The following is a 17,073-nucleotide window of genomic DNA, read 5'->3' as shown; positions in this document are numbered from 1 at the left end:
GGGATACGGTAGACCGATGCGGATTAAATCTCCATTCGCTCGATCGCGGTCGCGTGAACTTCTTCCGTTCCCGTCCCGTAGCCCAATAGACGATGGATAAAAACCAATTGTCCGTTCCAAAAATACGCTTTCGTATCGACCACCCCTTCATCGAAGAGAAAATAGGGACGGTGTAACTCGATATCGAACTGTTGGAGCGGATGGCTTAACCCGGCTTTTAAACGGGAATCGCCGGACATTTTCGCGAGGACTAAGGTTTCGCGACTGGCGCCGACATAGGCGGAAGCTTCCATGAACGCCCACTGATCCGCGAAATCCATCGCGTGACGGTGTAGGGTAAAAGAATACCGGTGTTCCGCGATCGATTCCCCCTCTCCCGATTCCTCAATCTGTTTGAGAAGGGTCTGTACGGGACGATCGATCGTTCGGGAAATTTCTCCCGGTTTAAATAAATGGTAAACCTCTTCCGGTAATCGACTCGGTTTCGCCCCTAAACTAACCGTGTCGGTAATGGTAACGGGACGTAGAGCGATTTTTACCCGCGCGACCTCTCGATCGCCCGCGAAGAAAATCGAGGGCATTTCCAGCAAAACCCCACCTTTAATACAGGTGGCCGTGGTGACAATTTTAATGGTGTCGCTATCGTGAAAGGTAAACTTGTCCGTGTAGTGCGCCCGCGCCATCGCCACGACCATACTGGTCTGATATTTTTCCACTAAACCCTGAACGCTGATGAGGTGATCGCGTAACCATCTCGCCCATCCGTTTAACCCTACCTGTAAAATTTCCCTCGTGTGCATTTGAAAGGGAGTAAAAAAAGTGGGACAGGCCGCTATTTCTACCTCGCTACTTCTGGTAGCGATCGGAGCTTCGATCGCGATAGTCATGAGTTTTTGCCTTAAGTTCAATAGGAAGGTTTTTTCTCTCGGTACACGGGTATGGTTAGGGAACCGGGTTAGGAAAATAAAGTATAGTTCTAAAGTGTTAAACCGAACCGATCTGGAAATAGGCTCCGTAAGTCTATTCCCTCTCTCGGTGATTTTTCGAGAGATCGAGAGCTTCTAACCACCGGCGATCGCCGTTAGAATTTGCAGGCTATCATTTTCTTGAAGCGGTCGCTCGATTTCGTTTCCGAGAAGTTGTTCCCCGTTTAAAAAGAGTCGGTGAACTTTCCGAACATTCCCGTCGGCATCGTAGAGAGAGGTTCGCAGGGCCGGGTATTGTTCCGTAACGCGACCGAGCGCCTGTTCTACAGTTTCCGCTTCTAGGGAAATTTCTTTTTGGTAATCCACGAATCGAAGCAGGGTTCCAGAAAATGAAATATTCATCGTTGATTTCTCCAGATGATGAAGGGTTCGAGAGTCGGTCTGGTTCGAGTTTTTTCCAGAAAATTTCTCGCGGGAAAACGGAAAATTTCTCGGTTGTCTTTACTCTCCGCGGTTCTCGCTCGCGAGATTTTCTTGGGGGAAAGGGCGCGGGATAGCGGTTCTCGTAGAGAATCCCGATCGATCGGTAAGCCATCGGCGAAAAGCTAATCCCTCGAAAATTACGGGATTTTCTGTCTCGCCCTACGGTCGCGATCTATATTTTTTCCCGATCGAAGAACCGCTGTACAGATTCTGTATCGGATCGCGAGGGGGAAAAACCGTTCTCGATCGATAGACCTGTCTCGTTCTTTACTTTCGAGCTTCCCGTCCGGGAGCGGTCAAATCGCTCGTCGATCTTTTCCGTTTGGCTCCCGCGAAGATCCCGAAGGCGATCGCCGTTCCGATGATCGGTAGCGGACTCATATTTTCGGGAACCGCGGCAAAAGCGGTGAGCTGTCGATCCTGACAGGCGAATAAACCGTCCACGCCACCATTCGTGGTGCATCCACCATTAAAACTGTTGAGTTGTAGGGCGGCGAGCGCGGGATCGGAACTCAGCGGCCCGTGCCAACGAATGACCGTTTGAATTTCCGCGCCGAGAAGATTCGTGAGACCGTTTCCGAAAAGGACTTGATCGAAACCGGTGGGTAAAGAGTTGAGTCCTACTTGAGCGGTAAAATTGCCGATCCCGTTGCTACCGACCACGTTTCCCGTGGCGTAAAACGCGGACGCGTCAACTCCGGGCCGGGCAAAATCGTCTTCGCCACAACCACCCACGCAAGCGGAAGGATTATTAAAGACCACCCACCAATTCGTGTAGGCTCCTTCGGGAAGACTATTCGTATTGATGGTGTAGCTAACTTGATTCGTCGCGGTATCTCTCGTGAGTTGCGCGTTAGAACCGGCGATCGGATTGAGACCGTTGAGTAGATCCAGGGTTGACGTGGTTTGTGTAAAGGTGTTCGCGCCGACGCTCGGCACGATCGAGAAGAATCCGAGAAGGGTTAATGGCAAAAACTTTTTCAACAAGGCTTTCTCCTTGAGTCGATCCAAACTCCAACGGTTTTTCTTCGATCGAGGTTATTTTTCCTCGATCTCTGCATAATAACCTAGCATCACTTTTATTCGATCGTCAAGAGTTTTCAAGACCGTAATCTTTAAATCATGATTAAATTTACAGTCTATTGATCGGGACATTCTTTTAAATACATTTTGTCTATCTTTTTGCTGTATTTTTGAATTATTTTCTTTCAATACAAAAGTACAAAAAGCGAATGAAAATTGATGAAAAATACTATATTCCTGACTTTAACAGACAATAACCTATTTACAAGAGATAAGTGTTATGGTAATCCCCCTAGTTCTAGAAGCCATTCAAAGCGAAAAATTGATTCCAGTAGAAATGTCGGGCGATCGTTTTTCTTTTCCGATAGTGAAAGCGGTTCCCCCTTCCCCGAACCGCGTCGGTAGTAACCGAGAGCGGCGGATTTCAGGGACGGAGAACCGCGAGGGTATTCGTTATCTAGAAAAAATTGTCGAGGGCGCTATCCTCTCTTTTCGCGAGAATAGAAAACCGAAGTTTTCGAGAGGTCGCGATCGTTGCCCCCGTTCCGTCATCCCGGACGACGAGAAAACTCTCCAACGTCTACGAGTTCCGGGGAGAAAGACTAGAGACGATTTCTCGCGTGACGACGGGGAAGAAGCGATCCCGTCATTCAGAGCGGAAAATCGATCGCGAAGAATGGTTAGGAAACATTCAAGCTCTTTCGTGGTGATGGCTTCCGTTCTCTTATCCATTCAGCCTGTCGAAAAGACCGATCGAGAGGCTACCCCTCGAAAACACACAGAATTACTTCTCGATCGCTTTTTTCAGGCGCGCGGCGACAAAACAGCCACCAAGGCCCAAAAGCGCGACGATCTGACTCGGTTCGGGAGTGGCCACCCCGCCGCTAATGAAAAATTGAGCGCGATTCCAAGTGCTGGTTCCCACGCTCCGGCCTAACTGTCTTCCGAAAAGATCCCCGTCTTCAAAGTGAATCCCCCCGTACCGACGCGAGATTCCCGATTGGTCGGCGGCATCGGAAAAAGTATTCCAGGAGAGCGTTACGGGACTACTCGGGGTGATCCCCGGTTCAAAACTCGAGCTACCCGGCGCGAAACTTACCGATTTCCCGAAGAAATCACTGCCGGTAAAGCGCCGGAGAATTTCCGCGCCCGCCGCGCTGAACGCGCTATGACCGGAGGTGAATTCGGGGAAAGGCGGCGAGGGATTTCCGCCGGGGGTTTGATAGGTGATGAACTCGGTAGCGGGGATGGTTTGTGTGCCTAAACCCGGGCCCGCCCACGCTTGGATCTCGAAAACACCGCTCCCGTTGTCCGTACCGATCAGGCCCAGACGACCTAGCTCTCGGATCGCCCGCACCGGACGGGTATAGTCATAGAATCTTTTCGATTCCCAGGTGGCGATGCCCGCGTCGAAGACCGCGTTACCGAGAGCGAAGAATAACTGAGCGTCTTGGTCTAGGGTATGATTATCCCGATCGGAGACGAGTTCCCCGAATTGTATCCAGTGACCGGGCGGGAAGGGAGTTCCGCCGCCATCTTCCCAGAATTCGGCGATCAATTTCTGCTCGTCGGTTAAATTGGCGCTCAAATTCACCACGTCCACCGCCTGTTGGATAAAGGCGGGATTGATATCCACCCCGATTAAAGCGGCGCTGATGGGAACCACCGTATTATCGGCCCGGGTGATCGTTTTCGCCTGTAAATCCGCGGTCGCGTTAGGGTCGAGGAGAAAAGGCTCGGGAGCGGGGGGGCGGAATTGGGCGTTATTGGTGAGCGAGAAGGATTGAACGCCTCCCCATTGGGGGGTTAGGTACTTTTGTAGGGGTGAGGTGGAATCGATGGGGACGTGTTCCGGTGTCCAGCGCGTGATATCGACGACCTGCTCCGGGGTGTTGGGGGTGGTGTAGCCGGAGGTATCCGCGTAGTTGTTCGCTTGGTTGGAACCATCGTTCAGGCGAGAGTTGATTAAGGTCTGCGCCATCACGTTACCGATACCCGCCGCGGTGCTGGTGTCGGTCGTGGTGTTATTGGGATCGTAACCTAGACCCGTTAATACGGAGCTAAAAAAGGCGGTTTCCGAGGGTAAAAGGTTCGAGAGAACGCGAAATGCCGCGTAACTGAGCGCTTCGGTCTTGTTAGCCTCGGTATTTTCCACGAGCGGACGTTGTAGGCTATCGCCCGATACAGTGCTGATGGGCGTGGCCTCGTAGGCCGACCAAGCATCGTACATCGCCGTTCCGAGCAGTCCGTAGAGCCGGGAAGCGACGGTCGGCCCCTGCGGTCGGTTGACCACGCCCTGTCGAGCGGTACTCATCCATTGACTGACCACCGTAACCGCCCCCGCCGGAGACGCGGCGAGGCACAAGGACGCGATGAATCCCAAGGGCGCGAGCCGCCCTAAAAATAATCTTTTATTCATAATTGGCAGGAAAATCTTCGAGTTTAGTCCGATTTCCCTAAATTATAGTCGAGAGAAAAAGAATGTCAATAGTATCTACGCTAAAGAAATATCGCATTGTGTTTACCTGAAAACTTATCATGTTTGTATCGCTTTTATAAGAGTTTGCGGCGATCATCGGTTAGAATGGAAATTTTTTTTGGGATACAATCTTACGCTTTATCATTAAAAATGTATTTTTTTAAAAAATCACAAAAAAAAATTAATATTTAAAACTTTTCCGACAACACGGCGAAACCTTCTCTACCGGGGATTTCCCGCCCGTTCCCGATCGGGAAAAGACAGCGTTCGGGAGCGTTAGGGAGCGATCGGGAGATCCGTTGGCCTCTCCCGGCCCGGTAGACGACTATCCCCGAGAAACCGAGAGAATATCGGGGAATTAGAAAAATTTTATATATTGTTATGTTTTGTTATGTTTCCGGTTCGGTGAATCCCGATATCTTTCGGGACGAGCGATCGGGTTGTGAGTCGATAGAGCGCTCGGTGTCGATAGTTTTATCTCTATAGAATCGGTTTTCGACGATCGATCTCGCGATTGTTTTCAGAGAAATTAAAGTTTCGCGAGCGTCGGGAACGGTGGCGCGGAAAAAAAACGACACCCGAGCGAGCGGGTGTCCGGGAAACGGGAAAGAAAATCGGTTCGCTTCCAGAGCTTTACCTTGTTTTTTACGGTACGGTATCCGTTCGCGGGTTCAAACGTTGATCCGGTAAGGGCCGCGGGGGGGACGGTTCGGTGAGCGTGTCGTTCGGGAAGGGAGGAATTATCGGGGCGTTCGTAGCGTCGGGAGGAGTATCTCCGGGAGGGGTCTTCGCGGGAGGAGTATTTCCGGGAGGGGTCTTCGCGGGAGGGGACGGGGGAGAGGCGGCCGCGCCGGTCGTGGCGGACGGGGGAGGCGGGGGGCTACTCGGAGAGGAACTGGAACCCCCGAAACCCAGAAGATCTTTCCCGAAAGGAAACACCCTCGCCCAGCGTTGAACGTTGGGATTCCCGTTCCAATCTTGCCGGGAGACATTCACCGAGAGAAGGGGCGCGATCTCTCCTTGATTTTCAGCGGTGACGAGTACATTGACCCGATCGATGGCGGTATTTTGCTGGAACCGTTGTCCGATTGTCTCTCCCGCTAGTTTCGAGGCTCTCGCGAGCAATCCCTGATAGGATTCTCCCCGTTGTACCGCGACGGGAAGATTGATAGCGGTCGTTCCGGCGCGGGCGACATCGACGACCGCGACACTCGCGAAAAGGGTTAAGGCGGTGATGGACTTGAACATGGAAGAGGCGATCGAGCGAATTTTTCTCGATATGATTGACATATTCTATCTAGAGGATGACTTCCTTCGTATTCATTCTAGATGCCCCGATCGAAATTCTAGTTTCCGGGCGGGGCGGAATACAAGAGATCGAAGCTAAAAAGCGATAATCACCGATAATTCCCTAATAAGTCTCTAAAAACCCATTTATTTCTCGATAACCGATTTTTTAGGCCTCGCGGGCGATCTCGGGATCGACCGCGCCGGGAGTCGATCGGGGTCGGGCGATCGATTAGCGTGGCTTATGGCTATATATAAGATTTTGTTTGTCAAGAGTTATTTACAATTTGTAAAAAATCTTGTTATATTTATTTACATAAAGAACTGGTTATAAAAACCGTCTAGCCGAAAGACCTCTCTCGATCCGTACCGCTAGATATGTTTAAAACTTAGGTTTAATAGCCTAAATCCTCAAGGAAAGGCGATCGGGGGGTCGCCGCTCTCTATCTCGACAGATTTGACTTGAGTTCTCCTACATACTTGGCGCGACCTCGGGATTTATCCGGGGTTTTTTTATTTTCGGAGGCAGGAGACAGGAGGCAGGAGGCAGGAGGCAGGAGTCAGGAGTCAGGAGGCAGGAGAGTAGTAAATTAGGGATTGGGGGAGATGGGGAGATAGAAGTCATAAATTAACTACATTGTAGAGAAAGTGCTAACAGATATTTTCTCCCCCACCTCCCTCACCTTACCGTAACTAGAATCCTGCCTCGAAACCTATGACCGCCGATCTCTATCAACGTATCGCCCGATTTTACGATTCCTCTAGCGGACTCTGGGAGAGTATCTGGGGGGAACATATGCACCACGGTTATTACGGCCGGGGTGGGACGATTAAACTCGATCGCCGTCAGGCCCAGATCGATCTCATCGAGGAATTATTACGCTGGGGCAAAGTGGAAACCGTTAGCGCTCTCCTCGATGTCGGTTGTGGTATCGGGGGAAGCACCCTCTATCTCGCCGAAAAATTCCACGCCAACGCCACCGGGATCACCCTTTCTCCGGTTCAAGCCGCTAGAGCGACGGAAAGGGCGCGCGAGTTTCATGTAGAAGAAAAAGTTACCTTTCAAGTCGCCAACGCCCTAGAAACCCCCTTTTCCGACAATACTTTCGATCTGGTTTGGTCGCTGGAAAGTGGCGAACATATGCCGGATAAAGTGAAATTTTTGCGGGAGTGTTATCGGGTGTTGAAACCGGGGGGAACGTTTTTGATGGCGACTTGGTGCCACCGTCCCACGACCTCTCTCGCGGGCGCGTTAACGGAACGGGAGATACAGCTATTAAACGAGATCTATCGGGTCTATTGTTTACCTTACGTGATTTCCCTGCCCGAATACGAGTCGATCGCTCGCGAGATCGGCTTTAAGGATTTACAATCCGATGATTGGTCGCTGTCGGTCGCGCCTTTCTGGGACGTGGTGATCGAGTCCGCGTTCGATGGAAGGGCGATCGCCGGCTTGTTACGGAGCGGGTGGAGTACGATCGAATCGGCGTTATCTCTCGGATTGATGCGAAAAGGCTACGAATCGGGATTGATTCGCTTCGGTTTACTACGAGCGGGGAAATAAACCATGATCGGGGAAATGAATAAGACAACCCTCGTCCGTCTCTCCCAGGGACATTTAAACTTATTAGAAACCTGTCCCCCGCGTTTTCAACGGATTTACCTCGATCGACTCGCCACCCCTCCCGATCTGGAAAACTGGGAAAAACAGGAGTGGGGGAGTCAATTTCACCGACTCCTGCAACAGCGCGAACTGGGATTACCCATCGACGGGTTATTACGGGAAGATCCGCAACTACAGCACTCGCTGAACGCGCTATTAGAAGCGGCCCCGGAGATTTTACACGGACGGGGGGAGATCGATCGATCCGCGGAACATTGCCGGACGCTATCGGTGGGAAATTATTTACTGACGGTAATCTACGATCTGCTCCGTTTCGAGAGCGATCGGGCGACGATCTTCGACTGGAAAACCTATTTAAAACCGGAAAAACCCGATAAGCTGGCGAGAAATTGGCAAACCCGTCTCTATCTCTACGTCCTCGCGGAAACCTCTTCCTATTCCCCCGATCGCCTCTCGATGACCTATTGGTTCGTGCGACTCCCCCGCGAACCGGAAAGCCTCACGTTTGCCTATAGTCGAGAACTTCACGAACGAACCCGACAGGACTTAACCCGGTTACTGGACGATCTCGATCGGTGGTTAGACGATTATGAAAAGGGGATTCCTTTCCCCCACCGTGGCGATTGCGAGACGAACTGCCCCTACGGGAAATCGATCGGGATTCTACCGCGAGCCGGGAACTCGATCGAGGGAATCGACTCGATCGGGGAAATCGATCCTTTCGCTTAAAAAAACAAAGGACACGATCGAGTATCGTGTCCTTCAATGGCGGGAAGCGGATTTGAACCACTGACCTTCGGGTTATGAGCCCGACGAGCTACCAGACTGCTCTATCCCGCGTCGCTTTATCTAGTATAACCCTAACTTTAGATAAATAGCAACTATTTTTTTCACGAGAAGCGACCCATCGCCACACCGATGAGAATGGCGATACCGAAGAGGAGACGATACCAGACGAAAACCCAGGTGCTTTGTTTTTTCAGGTAATCGAGAAGCCAGGCGATCGAGAGATAGGAAAAGACCGCGGAGGAAATCACGCCGATCGCTAGAGGGATGAGCGCGTTACCCTGAATCTGGTCGAGAACGCCCTTTAACTCCACCAATCCGGCGAGGGTGATCGCGGGAATGCCCAAAAGGAAGGAAAATCGCGCCGCGGTCTCCCGTTCCAAGCCCATGAATAACCCCGCGGTCAGGGTGGAACCCGATCGGGATACGCCGGGGATCAGGGCGAGAGATTGGGCTAATCCCATTAAAATCCCGTCTTTTTGCTTTAGGGTCTCGAAATTCCGTTTATGTAGCCCGATCCGTTCGGAAAGGCCGAGAAGTAGGGACATGACGATCGAGGCGCAGGCGATGGCTGTCATACTGCGGAGGGGGGAATTATCGAGATCGGGGATGAATTTTTTCATTAACAACCCGAAAAAGACGATCGGGAGCGTGCCGAGCATGATCCCCACTCCTAAACGGAACGGGAGCGATCGATAGTTGGAGGTACGGATGCCCTCGATCGTTCCCGCGCCGATCTCATAAAGATCTTTCCAGAAATAGGACAATACGGCCGCGATACTTCCCAACTGGATCACCGCGGTAAAGGCGACCCCGGGATCTCCCCACCCGAGAAAGACGGGAACCGCTTTCAGGTGGGCGGTACTACTGATCGGCAGAAATTCCGTCACCCCCTGCACGAGTCCCAGAACGATCGCTTGAAACCAGTTAATTCGGGCGATCGGGTCCGTTGTTGCCGTGTCCGTTGCGGCGAGCGCGAGCGGGGAAAGGGCGAGAATTCCCGTCGCTACCGCCAATCCCCCGAGGCGCGCGCTTTTTTTCATTCGTTCGCTCATTCGCTTGGATAGATTGAAATCGATAATTTTCCATTCAATCTATCACTATTTTCGGGCGTTTCCCGTTCGGCGCGGCGGGTGGGGGGATCTCGTCGGTTCGATCGACGGGGGAATCTCGCTAGTTTTTCTCGATCGCGTAACAGAAACGACCGATTTTCGGGGGATTATCGGCCATGAGGTCGGTCGTGATCTTTTTGAGTCCCCGGAGAAAGGGGAGGAGATTATTCGTTTTCGAGCCGTCGTTTTCCGGGTCTCTGCCGACTTTCCAGTTCCACTCTTGCCACCACGGTTGTTCCTGTAGATCGCGGGCCACGATATCGATCGAGAAGAGATAGATGCCCGGTTCGGGAAATTTATCGGGTCGGATCGTGGTCTCGAAATTTAACTCGCGGGGGTTGTTTTGGCTCTCGGTATCGAGATTCCATCCGGCGATCTCGATCGCCCGCCGCAGAGCGGAATCATCTTTATAAACTTTTGTCGAGTCTTCAAAAGTTTTGGTGAATTTGTTGGGAACCTCGATGGTTTTGACGAGATCGATCGAATTCACATCGATCGGCACGGTATTTTCTGACATCTCTACGGGAACACTATCTTGAATAGTGACTTTTTCCGTAGAAGGAATTTTCCAGAATTGACTCCTCTCATCTTTCGCTTGAACTTCGGCACCGTTGAAAGAAAAAAACATTTTTCCCGAGATCGCTTTTTCTTTCGCTGGCTCTTCTTTAACAACTCTATCTAAAAGGGCGGTATTTTGAACGAGATTATTTCGGCTAAATATGGCAATTTCACTGTTTTCAAATAAATCTTTTTCTCGTTTCTTTAAATCTTGAATCGTTGTAATTATATCCTGAGGACGACCGAGAAAGATCACGTAAAAAGGGCGAAACTCTTCGTTCGATTCTTCATTAGGAAACGGAAAAGTTTTTAGGTTTTGTTGTCCTTGCACGTAAACGGTTCCCGCGAACTCACTCTTGATCGCCAAAATACCGATCGCGAATTCTGGATTTTGGGAATTTAAATACGTTTCTTTAATTTTTCTCGTGAGAAGCGTTACATCTCCCGAGGCTTGATCGAGATCGGTAACGATCACCAGCAAAGAATCTCGATCGCTCGGGGGGCTGACTAAGTTTTGAATGGGAACCGATACATCGGGAAAATTAGTCCCGTTATAAAATGCGGGGAGTTGGGCTTTTCTAAAATCGCCACGGGCGATCGGGGAACCCGAGCGATAGTATTGAACGGGAGTTTTCCCGGCTAAAGATAGGGTTTCATCGAGAAGTTTTAGGGTTTGCACGTAGCGACTATTCGCGTCGCTCACGTAGCCCAGCATCGAACTAGACCCATCCACTTGAATCGAGACCGCGAGGGAATTTGACGGAGTTGCCGATCGCTCTGGAGAGGGGGGTAGGCATGAAAAATCCTTCTGGACGGTATTACAGGATACAATTCCTAAAGAGATGACAATTGTTAGGACTAGCGATCGGGCGCGAACCATTCGATCTCCTCGTGACTTACGGATCTGATTTCTTCTATACTAGGGCGTATCGGGTGAAGTTGGCGTGAGAGGAAAGATTTAAGCTTCATTTAACAATCACTCGCGGTGCGCCGGGTATATCGAATCGGGAGTAGGGATTGAAAATTTCTCGGCCTGTCAAGTAGATTAAAGCCGCGGGCGATCACCCCGTTTATCTCTTGCCATCGAAGGGATTGACGAACCATCGCTCGACCCGTTCTCGAACCCGCGTCTATCAACGGCAACGGCTGTCGGTCAAAATCCTATCACGACGATAATCGTGGTGACGAGAGTAAAACCGACCGGGAAAAACCCCGGTGAACCGGTAGTTTCTGTTTCTAGTTTCGGGGTGTTGTTAGAGGACGCGTACCGCGAGCGATACCCTAGGCGCGGGCGAAAAAGCGAAAAAGTGAAAGTTTAAAAAAATTAATATCTGGCGGTCACGAGCGGCTATCAGTATTATCATTCTAGTAATCGATCCCCTAACCTTATCCCATTATCCGCAAAATCCAGTAACCCTATCGAAGATTTCTAGGTATCCTAGAACGTAAGAGAGAAAATTCAGATAAATATGAAAACAGGTGAAATCATTCGCGTTATCGTAATCAGCCTAGTGGGAGCGCTCCTGATGTTTCTCGTTCAACCCTTCATCTATAAACAGGGCTGGATGGGAAAAGATCCCGATCTCGCGGACCCGTTGGCGGCGTTGGAGAGTTGGGCGAACGGCAGTTATATGGTGGCGGCGGGGGTGGTTTTCGGGGTATCGGTAATCTGCACGATTTTCTGGTGCGCGATGGCGGCGAAATCGAAAGCCCATCGACCGGATGAACTGAGAGGTTGGAGTTTGGCGTGGTGGATTCTGGGATTATTTCCCGTTCTCAGTATCGGGCCCGCCATCGGCTTTTTTAACCCGATAGCGGGGCTACGTTTATCCCTGGCTTTATTTTTCGTCCTGGATATCCTGATCCTATTTTGGTTGCCAACGGCCAGCAGTACGCCGGGGTTATTGATCTATACCCCGCCGTTCGCCCATCCACTGCGGGATCTGATCGATCGATTCTTTTAGAGAGAGCGGGAGTGTAATCAATTATGTCCATGTACGTGATCGGTATCGGGGGAACGGGGGCGAAATGTATCGAGGCCTTGACGAAACTGGCCTCGGTGGGATTACTGCCCGATCACCCCCTGAAAGTGTTGTTTATCGACGCGGATGAAACGAACGGGAATCTCGATCGATCGAGGAGCGGGCTGAATACTTACAAAGAATGTCACGAGTTAATCGCCGTTCCGGATAGCCAGGGCTGTCCCTGGATGAAAACCAAGCTCGAGTCCTTCGATCTCTGGTCGCCGTTCGACGGCGTGAGTTCCAGTAAAGAACTGCAAGCCTTTTTTAACTACAACACGATCAAGCAAAATCAACCGGAACTCGGACACCTTTTCGATGTTCTCTATACCGGGGACGAACAGAAAGTCGCCCTGGACGTAGGATTTCGCGGTCGTCCGGCGATCGGCGCGGCGGTGATGAGCCAGGTCGATCTCGAAAAATTAGACCGAGAACCCTGGGGGGGACTGATCAAACAGATCCAGGGAGATGTGGGCGGGGGAAAAGCCCCGAAAGTGTTTCTCTGTGGCTCGATGTTCGGGGGAACCGGAGCGTCGGGACTACCGACGATCGCCCGTCTCCTGGCCAATAAACTCAAAAATATCGGGGTCAAAGATCGCGTCCGGGTCGGTTGTCTGTTCCTCCTGCCCTACTTCGGCTTCACGCCGCCGCCGGGGGAAGATCCAGACGGGATTTTCGCCCGGAGCGAGCAATTTTTACTGAACACCGAAGCGGCCTTGCGCTATTACGTGACCCAGGCGCGGGAGACCTTCGACACCGTTTTCCTGCTCGGCAACGAAAACTTCTCCAAGGTTCCCTTCAGTATCGGCAAAAATAGCCAGCGCAACGATCCCCATTTTCTCGAACTCTACGCCGCTCTAGCCGCCCGGCATTTTTTCCTCAATAGTGCCGAGTTAGAAGAAAAAGTCGTCCTGATCGGCCGCGAACAGATCGGTCGGCTGACCTGGGCGGATCTACCCGATCGCAACGAAATCAAGCCCGCGCTCGCCAACGGGACGCGATTCGCCTATAGTTGGCTTTCCGAGTTCGCGCCGGAACTCGATGATGTTCTCAAAAGAAAAGATTCCCGACTGGTTCTCGCCCCCTGGTTACGACCCTTCTTTCCCGCCGAGGGACGGGGCGACGGGGTAAGTCGGTTGAGCGCGCCCGAACAACAGGACGCGCTGAAGAGTATTAGCGCTTGGTGTCAGGATTATCTGATTTGGTTATATCGTTTGCACCAGATCGAGGGAGAACAGATCCAGCTATTCAACACCCAGGCGATGGGCGATCCGGAAAACAAAGTGCGGCTGGAACAGTTAGCCGAACTGGTACTGGATAATCCTCTCGATAGTCGAACCAAAGCGAGAGACACGATCGCCTCGCTCAAGCAAAATCTACAAAACTACAAACCCGACAAATCTACGGAACCGGGAATCGCGGGATTGGCCAGAACGTTATACACCTTTTGCAAGCAATAGTCGTTAGCGTATGTTTTTATTACTCCCCAAATTAAAATCCGATAGCGATGTCCGTCCCTCCGATAAAGCGGGCAAATGGGATGCCCAAGCGTTTAAAACCTTTGACGACGTGGCTTCCAGCCTCGATTACAAATCTCCCGGACAGGTAAAAAGCGTCAGTTCCGTACCGACCATCTGGGCGCGTCCTCTCTCGATGGAAATGGCCCTGCATAACAAAGCCTATCCCATCCACCGGCAGATGATCGAGCAGTGGCAGGGAATGTTAGCGGCGATCGCCCTGGCGGAAGTCCGGCGCTTTCCGCTCGCGGCGCAACTGCTAGAACTCGGCGAACTCCGCCACCGAGATCCGTTCGCCCGTTCCCTCTACGAACTTTTACCGAACCCGCCGAGTCAGGCCCTCTATTTTCTAGAAGGCAAGAATCCCTGGCAAGATATCTACGTCTTTTTATGGGACGGGAAACCGGTGGGAATGTCCTCTCCCAGCACGATCGTCGTTCCTTCCGAGGAGGGATGGTGGGAAACCCTCCCGTGGTGGAATCGGACGACCCGCGGTTTAGAGGCCCCGCACAGTTATCTCAACGCCAGTGAAAAAGCGCTCCTCTGGCGTTGGCTGGAAAATCTCAATAACGAATTGAATGGCTATTCGGGACAAAAGAACGCTCAAGATAGGATGCGGGGATTGTTACAGGAATTTCGCGATAGCTTGGGATCTTATCCCGGACAAACGCTGAGTTTAAGCTCGAATCCCCAGTTTTTCGGCGTTCCGCTCAATCGGGGAGTTTTAAACGCCCTGAATCGTCCCGTTAAGGCCGAACCGAAAGAGTCCTCCGTTCGTCTGATCGCCAGCGAGAGCAAGAAAGGACGGGTTCCCGACTTACTGATCATCGACCCCGAGATCGCCCGCTCGTGGGATCGATCGCCCCAAGATATCTGGATCTATCAAGATCAAACCCTCGCCTCTCTCGATATTCGGGATCTCCTGGACAAAAAAATTCTCTGGAAAGAGATCCGATGGATTCAGTCCGAGGATTTATTCACCCCGGAATTCTACTTTATCGATCAAGACGATGCTCTTCCAGGGGCTTTTCTCCCCGACAACACCCATCTGCTCATTTTTAAAGGACAGGAACTCACGCCGCTACTTCCCATCAATCCGATCCTGCTGGATTATTTTACCCCGGAAGATTTAATGCGACGGCTACAGTTCACTCCCCTCAACGGGAAAGACGGGCCGGTACTGCGAGTCTCCCTAGACCTGCCTTTATCGGGCATAAAAAATGACGAGAGAAATCCCGAGAACTTCCGCATCTTTAAAGACTATCCCATCAAAGAGGAAAACGCTTTAACCCAAGTTCCCGTGCTAGAGATCTGGCCGAACTTCCGGACGGAAAGCTGGAAAGAGTATTACGCTTTTTACTACGATCTCGATGTTCTCGCTTCGGCGAATCCCGCGGATAAAACCTTTCAGATCAGCCTACCCGAAGCGAAAGAACCGCATATTTTCCAAGAGGGCAAAGGTTCCTATCAACTCACGCGGCTGGAAAACTTTCCCCCGTTCATCGCCTGTCAGGATCGATCGAGAAATTCCCTCGGTTTAATCCTGCTCAAAACTCCCGCGACCGTCTTCCCGGAAAGTTCGTGGAAAGTCGGGGTAGATTTCGGAACCTCCTTTACCAATGTTTATATCAACCGCAAGGGGGATATCGGACCTCTCCCCTTGGAAAGTCTTCACCTGAAAGTGACGGAAGTGCAGGCGGACACTCGACTACCCGCGCTGTTCGAGTATTTTGTCCCGGAAAACTTTATCCCCCCGGAAAAGCCCTTACCGCTCAGTAGTGTACTGACCACCCGTAAGTCGAATAATGTAACGAAGGAACGTCCGATTTATGACGGTCGGATTTATATCCCGGATCGCGCGAGATTTAACCCTCTAGAGGGCTGGATCGAGACCGATCTCAAATGGACGAACATCACGCTCAATCGGCTTTTCCTCAAACACTTAGCCCTTCACATCACGGCCCTGGCGGCGAAAAACGGTATCCAACAAATTCAATGGTCTCTCTCCTATCCTTCCGCTTTCTCGCGCGCGGACAAAACCCGCTACGCGCGCAACTGGAAAGATTTAACCGCGGAGTTACAAACGAAGACCGGCGTGACTCAAATTAGCCCGGAACAGGATAATTTAAATTATTTCCGCACGGAAAGTCTAGCTACCGCCCAGTATTTCGCGGATCGGGAGGGATTGAATCTCGTTAATACCACCTGTATCGATATGGGGGGAGGAACCTCGGATATCTCGATCTGGGAAGACGGAAACGATCGCTTTCAACTGGTGCATCAATGTTCCGTACAGTTAGCGGGAAGACATCTTTTTTCCCAATTCCTGGAACTGAATCCCCGATTTTTAGTCGAAAAGTTCGAGATAGATGCCAAAGAATGGCAGGGGTTAAAGGAGGGTAACTTCCACGCCAAACTCGATGTCCTACTCCGTCTCGAAAGCGAGAACTGGCTCAAGAAAAGAGACTTTCTCGAAGAAGATCCGGAGTTTCAGGGACTACTCCGACTGATGGCGATCGGCACGGCGGGACTATACTATTACGTGGGAATCCTGTTACAGGTTCTCTACGCTCGGGAGAAGTACAGCCGCAACGAAATCACCCCCGTTTACATCGGTGGGAACGGTTCGCGGTTGTTGAACTGGCTGGCGGTCGGGGGGCGGTTCGATCGTCACGCCGAGGTTAACGAGTTATTCAGTCGGATGATGAGTGAAGCTTCCGGCTTCCCGGACACCAACGAGATCAGCTACATAAGTGAACGTCCCAAAGATGAGGTAGCCTGTGGACTGGTACTAGACCGAACTCCCCTGGGAGGGCTAACCAGCAAGAAACCCGAACCGGTTATCGCGGGGGAGGATTGCGTGGTTAACGGTCAACCGATCGAGTGGAAAGACTATTTGGAATTGGAAGGCGATATCAAGGGTTTCGACATCCCTCGGTTAACCGAGATCCCTCAATTCCTGAACGAGTTTAACAGCGCGGTCAAGGAGTTAGACATTCAGGGATTGAAACCCCTACCCGCTTTCAAAAATGGCGAGCTAGAGTCTAGCTACAAAGATCGCTTGTGGCGCGAGGTTCAAAAAGAACTGAGAACCAATCTAATTCAGATCCGGGGGGATTCCGAAAACATCCGCATCGAGCCGCCCTTTATCTTGGGATTAAAAGCTCTTCTGCGAGTCTTAGGGAAGGAGTGGGCCGGCAAATAAAAACGAGAAGCTCGGGGAGATAGGACTATTTCCTACTCCCCCTATGGAAACC

Annotated in this window: 13 protein-coding genes and 1 tRNA gene; 6 read left to right on the top strand and 8 right to left on the bottom strand. The window is 51.4% G+C overall.

Features of this window, described 5'->3' with window-relative positions; all coding sequences use genetic code 11:
• Window positions 1-23: 23 nt before the first annotated feature.
• The 5 genes from V0288_RS04830 to V0288_RS04810 form a co-directional block, all read right to left on the bottom strand.
• On the bottom strand, window positions 24-887 hold the full coding sequence (locus V0288_RS04830; protein WP_332863897.1) for a hypothetical protein: 864 nt from the start codon (window positions 885-887) through the stop codon (window positions 24-26).
• Window positions 888-1,061: 174 nt separating this feature from the next.
• Window positions 1,062-1,328 carry a MoaD/ThiS family protein gene (locus V0288_RS04825; protein WP_332863896.1) on the bottom strand — a complete coding sequence of 89 codons (267 nt, stop codon included), beginning with the start codon at window positions 1,326-1,328 and terminating at the stop codon, window positions 1,062-1,064.
• A 348-nt stretch (window positions 1,329-1,676) separates the two neighbouring features.
• Entirely contained in the window at window positions 1,677-2,396 is a 720-nt protein-coding gene (locus V0288_RS04820) for a hypothetical protein (protein ID WP_332863895.1), read from the bottom strand.
• Between the two features lie 820 nt (window positions 2,397-3,216).
• Entirely contained in the window at window positions 3,217-4,851 is a 1,635-nt protein-coding gene (locus tag V0288_RS04815; RefSeq protein WP_332863894.1) for a vanadium-dependent haloperoxidase, read from the bottom strand.
• 705 nt (window positions 4,852-5,556) lie between these two features.
• Window positions 5,557-6,201 (bottom strand): hypothetical protein, encoded by a 645-nt coding sequence (locus V0288_RS04810; protein ID WP_332863893.1) that lies wholly within the window; start codon window positions 6,199-6,201, stop codon window positions 5,557-5,559.
• Window positions 6,202-6,660: 459 nt separating this feature from the next.
• On the opposite strand from V0288_RS04810, the gene V0288_RS04805 reads away from it, so the two are divergent.
• From V0288_RS04805 to V0288_RS04795, 3 genes are all read left to right on the top strand, one after another.
• On the top strand, window positions 6,661-6,792 hold the full coding sequence (locus V0288_RS04805) for a hypothetical protein (RefSeq protein ID WP_332863892.1): 132 nt from the start codon (window positions 6,661-6,663) through the stop codon (window positions 6,790-6,792).
• 121 nt (window positions 6,793-6,913) lie between these two features.
• Window positions 6,914-7,762 (top strand): methyltransferase domain-containing protein, encoded by an 849-nt coding sequence (locus tag V0288_RS04800; protein WP_332863891.1) that lies wholly within the window; start codon window positions 6,914-6,916, stop codon window positions 7,760-7,762.
• A 15-nt stretch (window positions 7,763-7,777) separates the two neighbouring features.
• A complete protein-coding gene (locus tag V0288_RS04795) occupies window positions 7,778-8,551 on the top strand; it encodes a PD-(D/E)XK nuclease family protein (protein WP_332863890.1) in 774 nt (257 codons plus the stop codon).
• 37 nt (window positions 8,552-8,588) lie between these two features.
• On the opposite strand, the gene V0288_RS04790 is transcribed toward V0288_RS04795, so the two are convergent.
• From V0288_RS04790 to V0288_RS04780, 3 genes are all read right to left on the bottom strand, one after another.
• Window positions 8,589-8,662, bottom strand: a tRNA-Met gene (locus tag V0288_RS04790).
• 50 nt (window positions 8,663-8,712) lie between these two features.
• Window positions 8,713-9,663 carry an undecaprenyl-diphosphate phosphatase gene (locus tag V0288_RS04785; RefSeq protein WP_422661898.1) on the bottom strand — a complete coding sequence of 317 codons (951 nt, stop codon included), beginning with the start codon at window positions 9,661-9,663 and terminating at the stop codon, window positions 8,713-8,715.
• Between the two features lie 118 nt (window positions 9,664-9,781).
• Entirely contained in the window at window positions 9,782-11,011 is a 1,230-nt protein-coding gene (locus tag V0288_RS04780) for a hypothetical protein (protein ID WP_332863888.1), read from the bottom strand.
• A gap of 736 nt (window positions 11,012-11,747) precedes the next feature.
• On the opposite strand from V0288_RS04780, the gene V0288_RS04775 reads away from it, so the two are divergent.
• Genes V0288_RS04775 through V0288_RS04765 form a run of 3 tightly spaced genes read left to right on the top strand, consistent with a single transcriptional unit; the run spans window position 11,748 to window position 17,021 of the window.
• The gene (locus V0288_RS04775) at window positions 11,748-12,242 is read left to right on the top strand and encodes a hypothetical protein (RefSeq protein WP_332863887.1); all 495 of its coding nucleotides are present in this window, start codon (window positions 11,748-11,750) and stop codon (window positions 12,240-12,242) included.
• 23 nt (window positions 12,243-12,265) lie between these two features.
• The gene (locus V0288_RS04770) at window positions 12,266-13,759 is read left to right on the top strand and encodes an FtsZ/tubulin family protein (RefSeq protein WP_332863886.1); all 1,494 of its coding nucleotides are present in this window, start codon (window positions 12,266-12,268) and stop codon (window positions 13,757-13,759) included.
• A 10-nt stretch (window positions 13,760-13,769) separates the two neighbouring features.
• Window positions 13,770-17,021: a hypothetical protein gene (locus tag V0288_RS04765; protein ID WP_332863885.1), complete on the top strand. Its 3,252-nt coding sequence runs from the start codon at window positions 13,770-13,772 to the stop codon at window positions 17,019-17,021.
• The last annotated feature ends 52 nt before the right edge of the window (window positions 17,022-17,073 follow it).

The sequence above is a fragment of the Pannus brasiliensis CCIBt3594 genome, assembly GCF_036688125.1.
Taxonomy (GTDB): Bacteria; Cyanobacteriota; Cyanobacteriia; order Cyanobacteriales; family Microcystaceae; genus Pannus; species Pannus brasiliensis.
The sequence above is the reverse complement of the archived record's forward strand: the minus strand, read 5'-3'. Positions and strand labels throughout refer to the sequence as shown.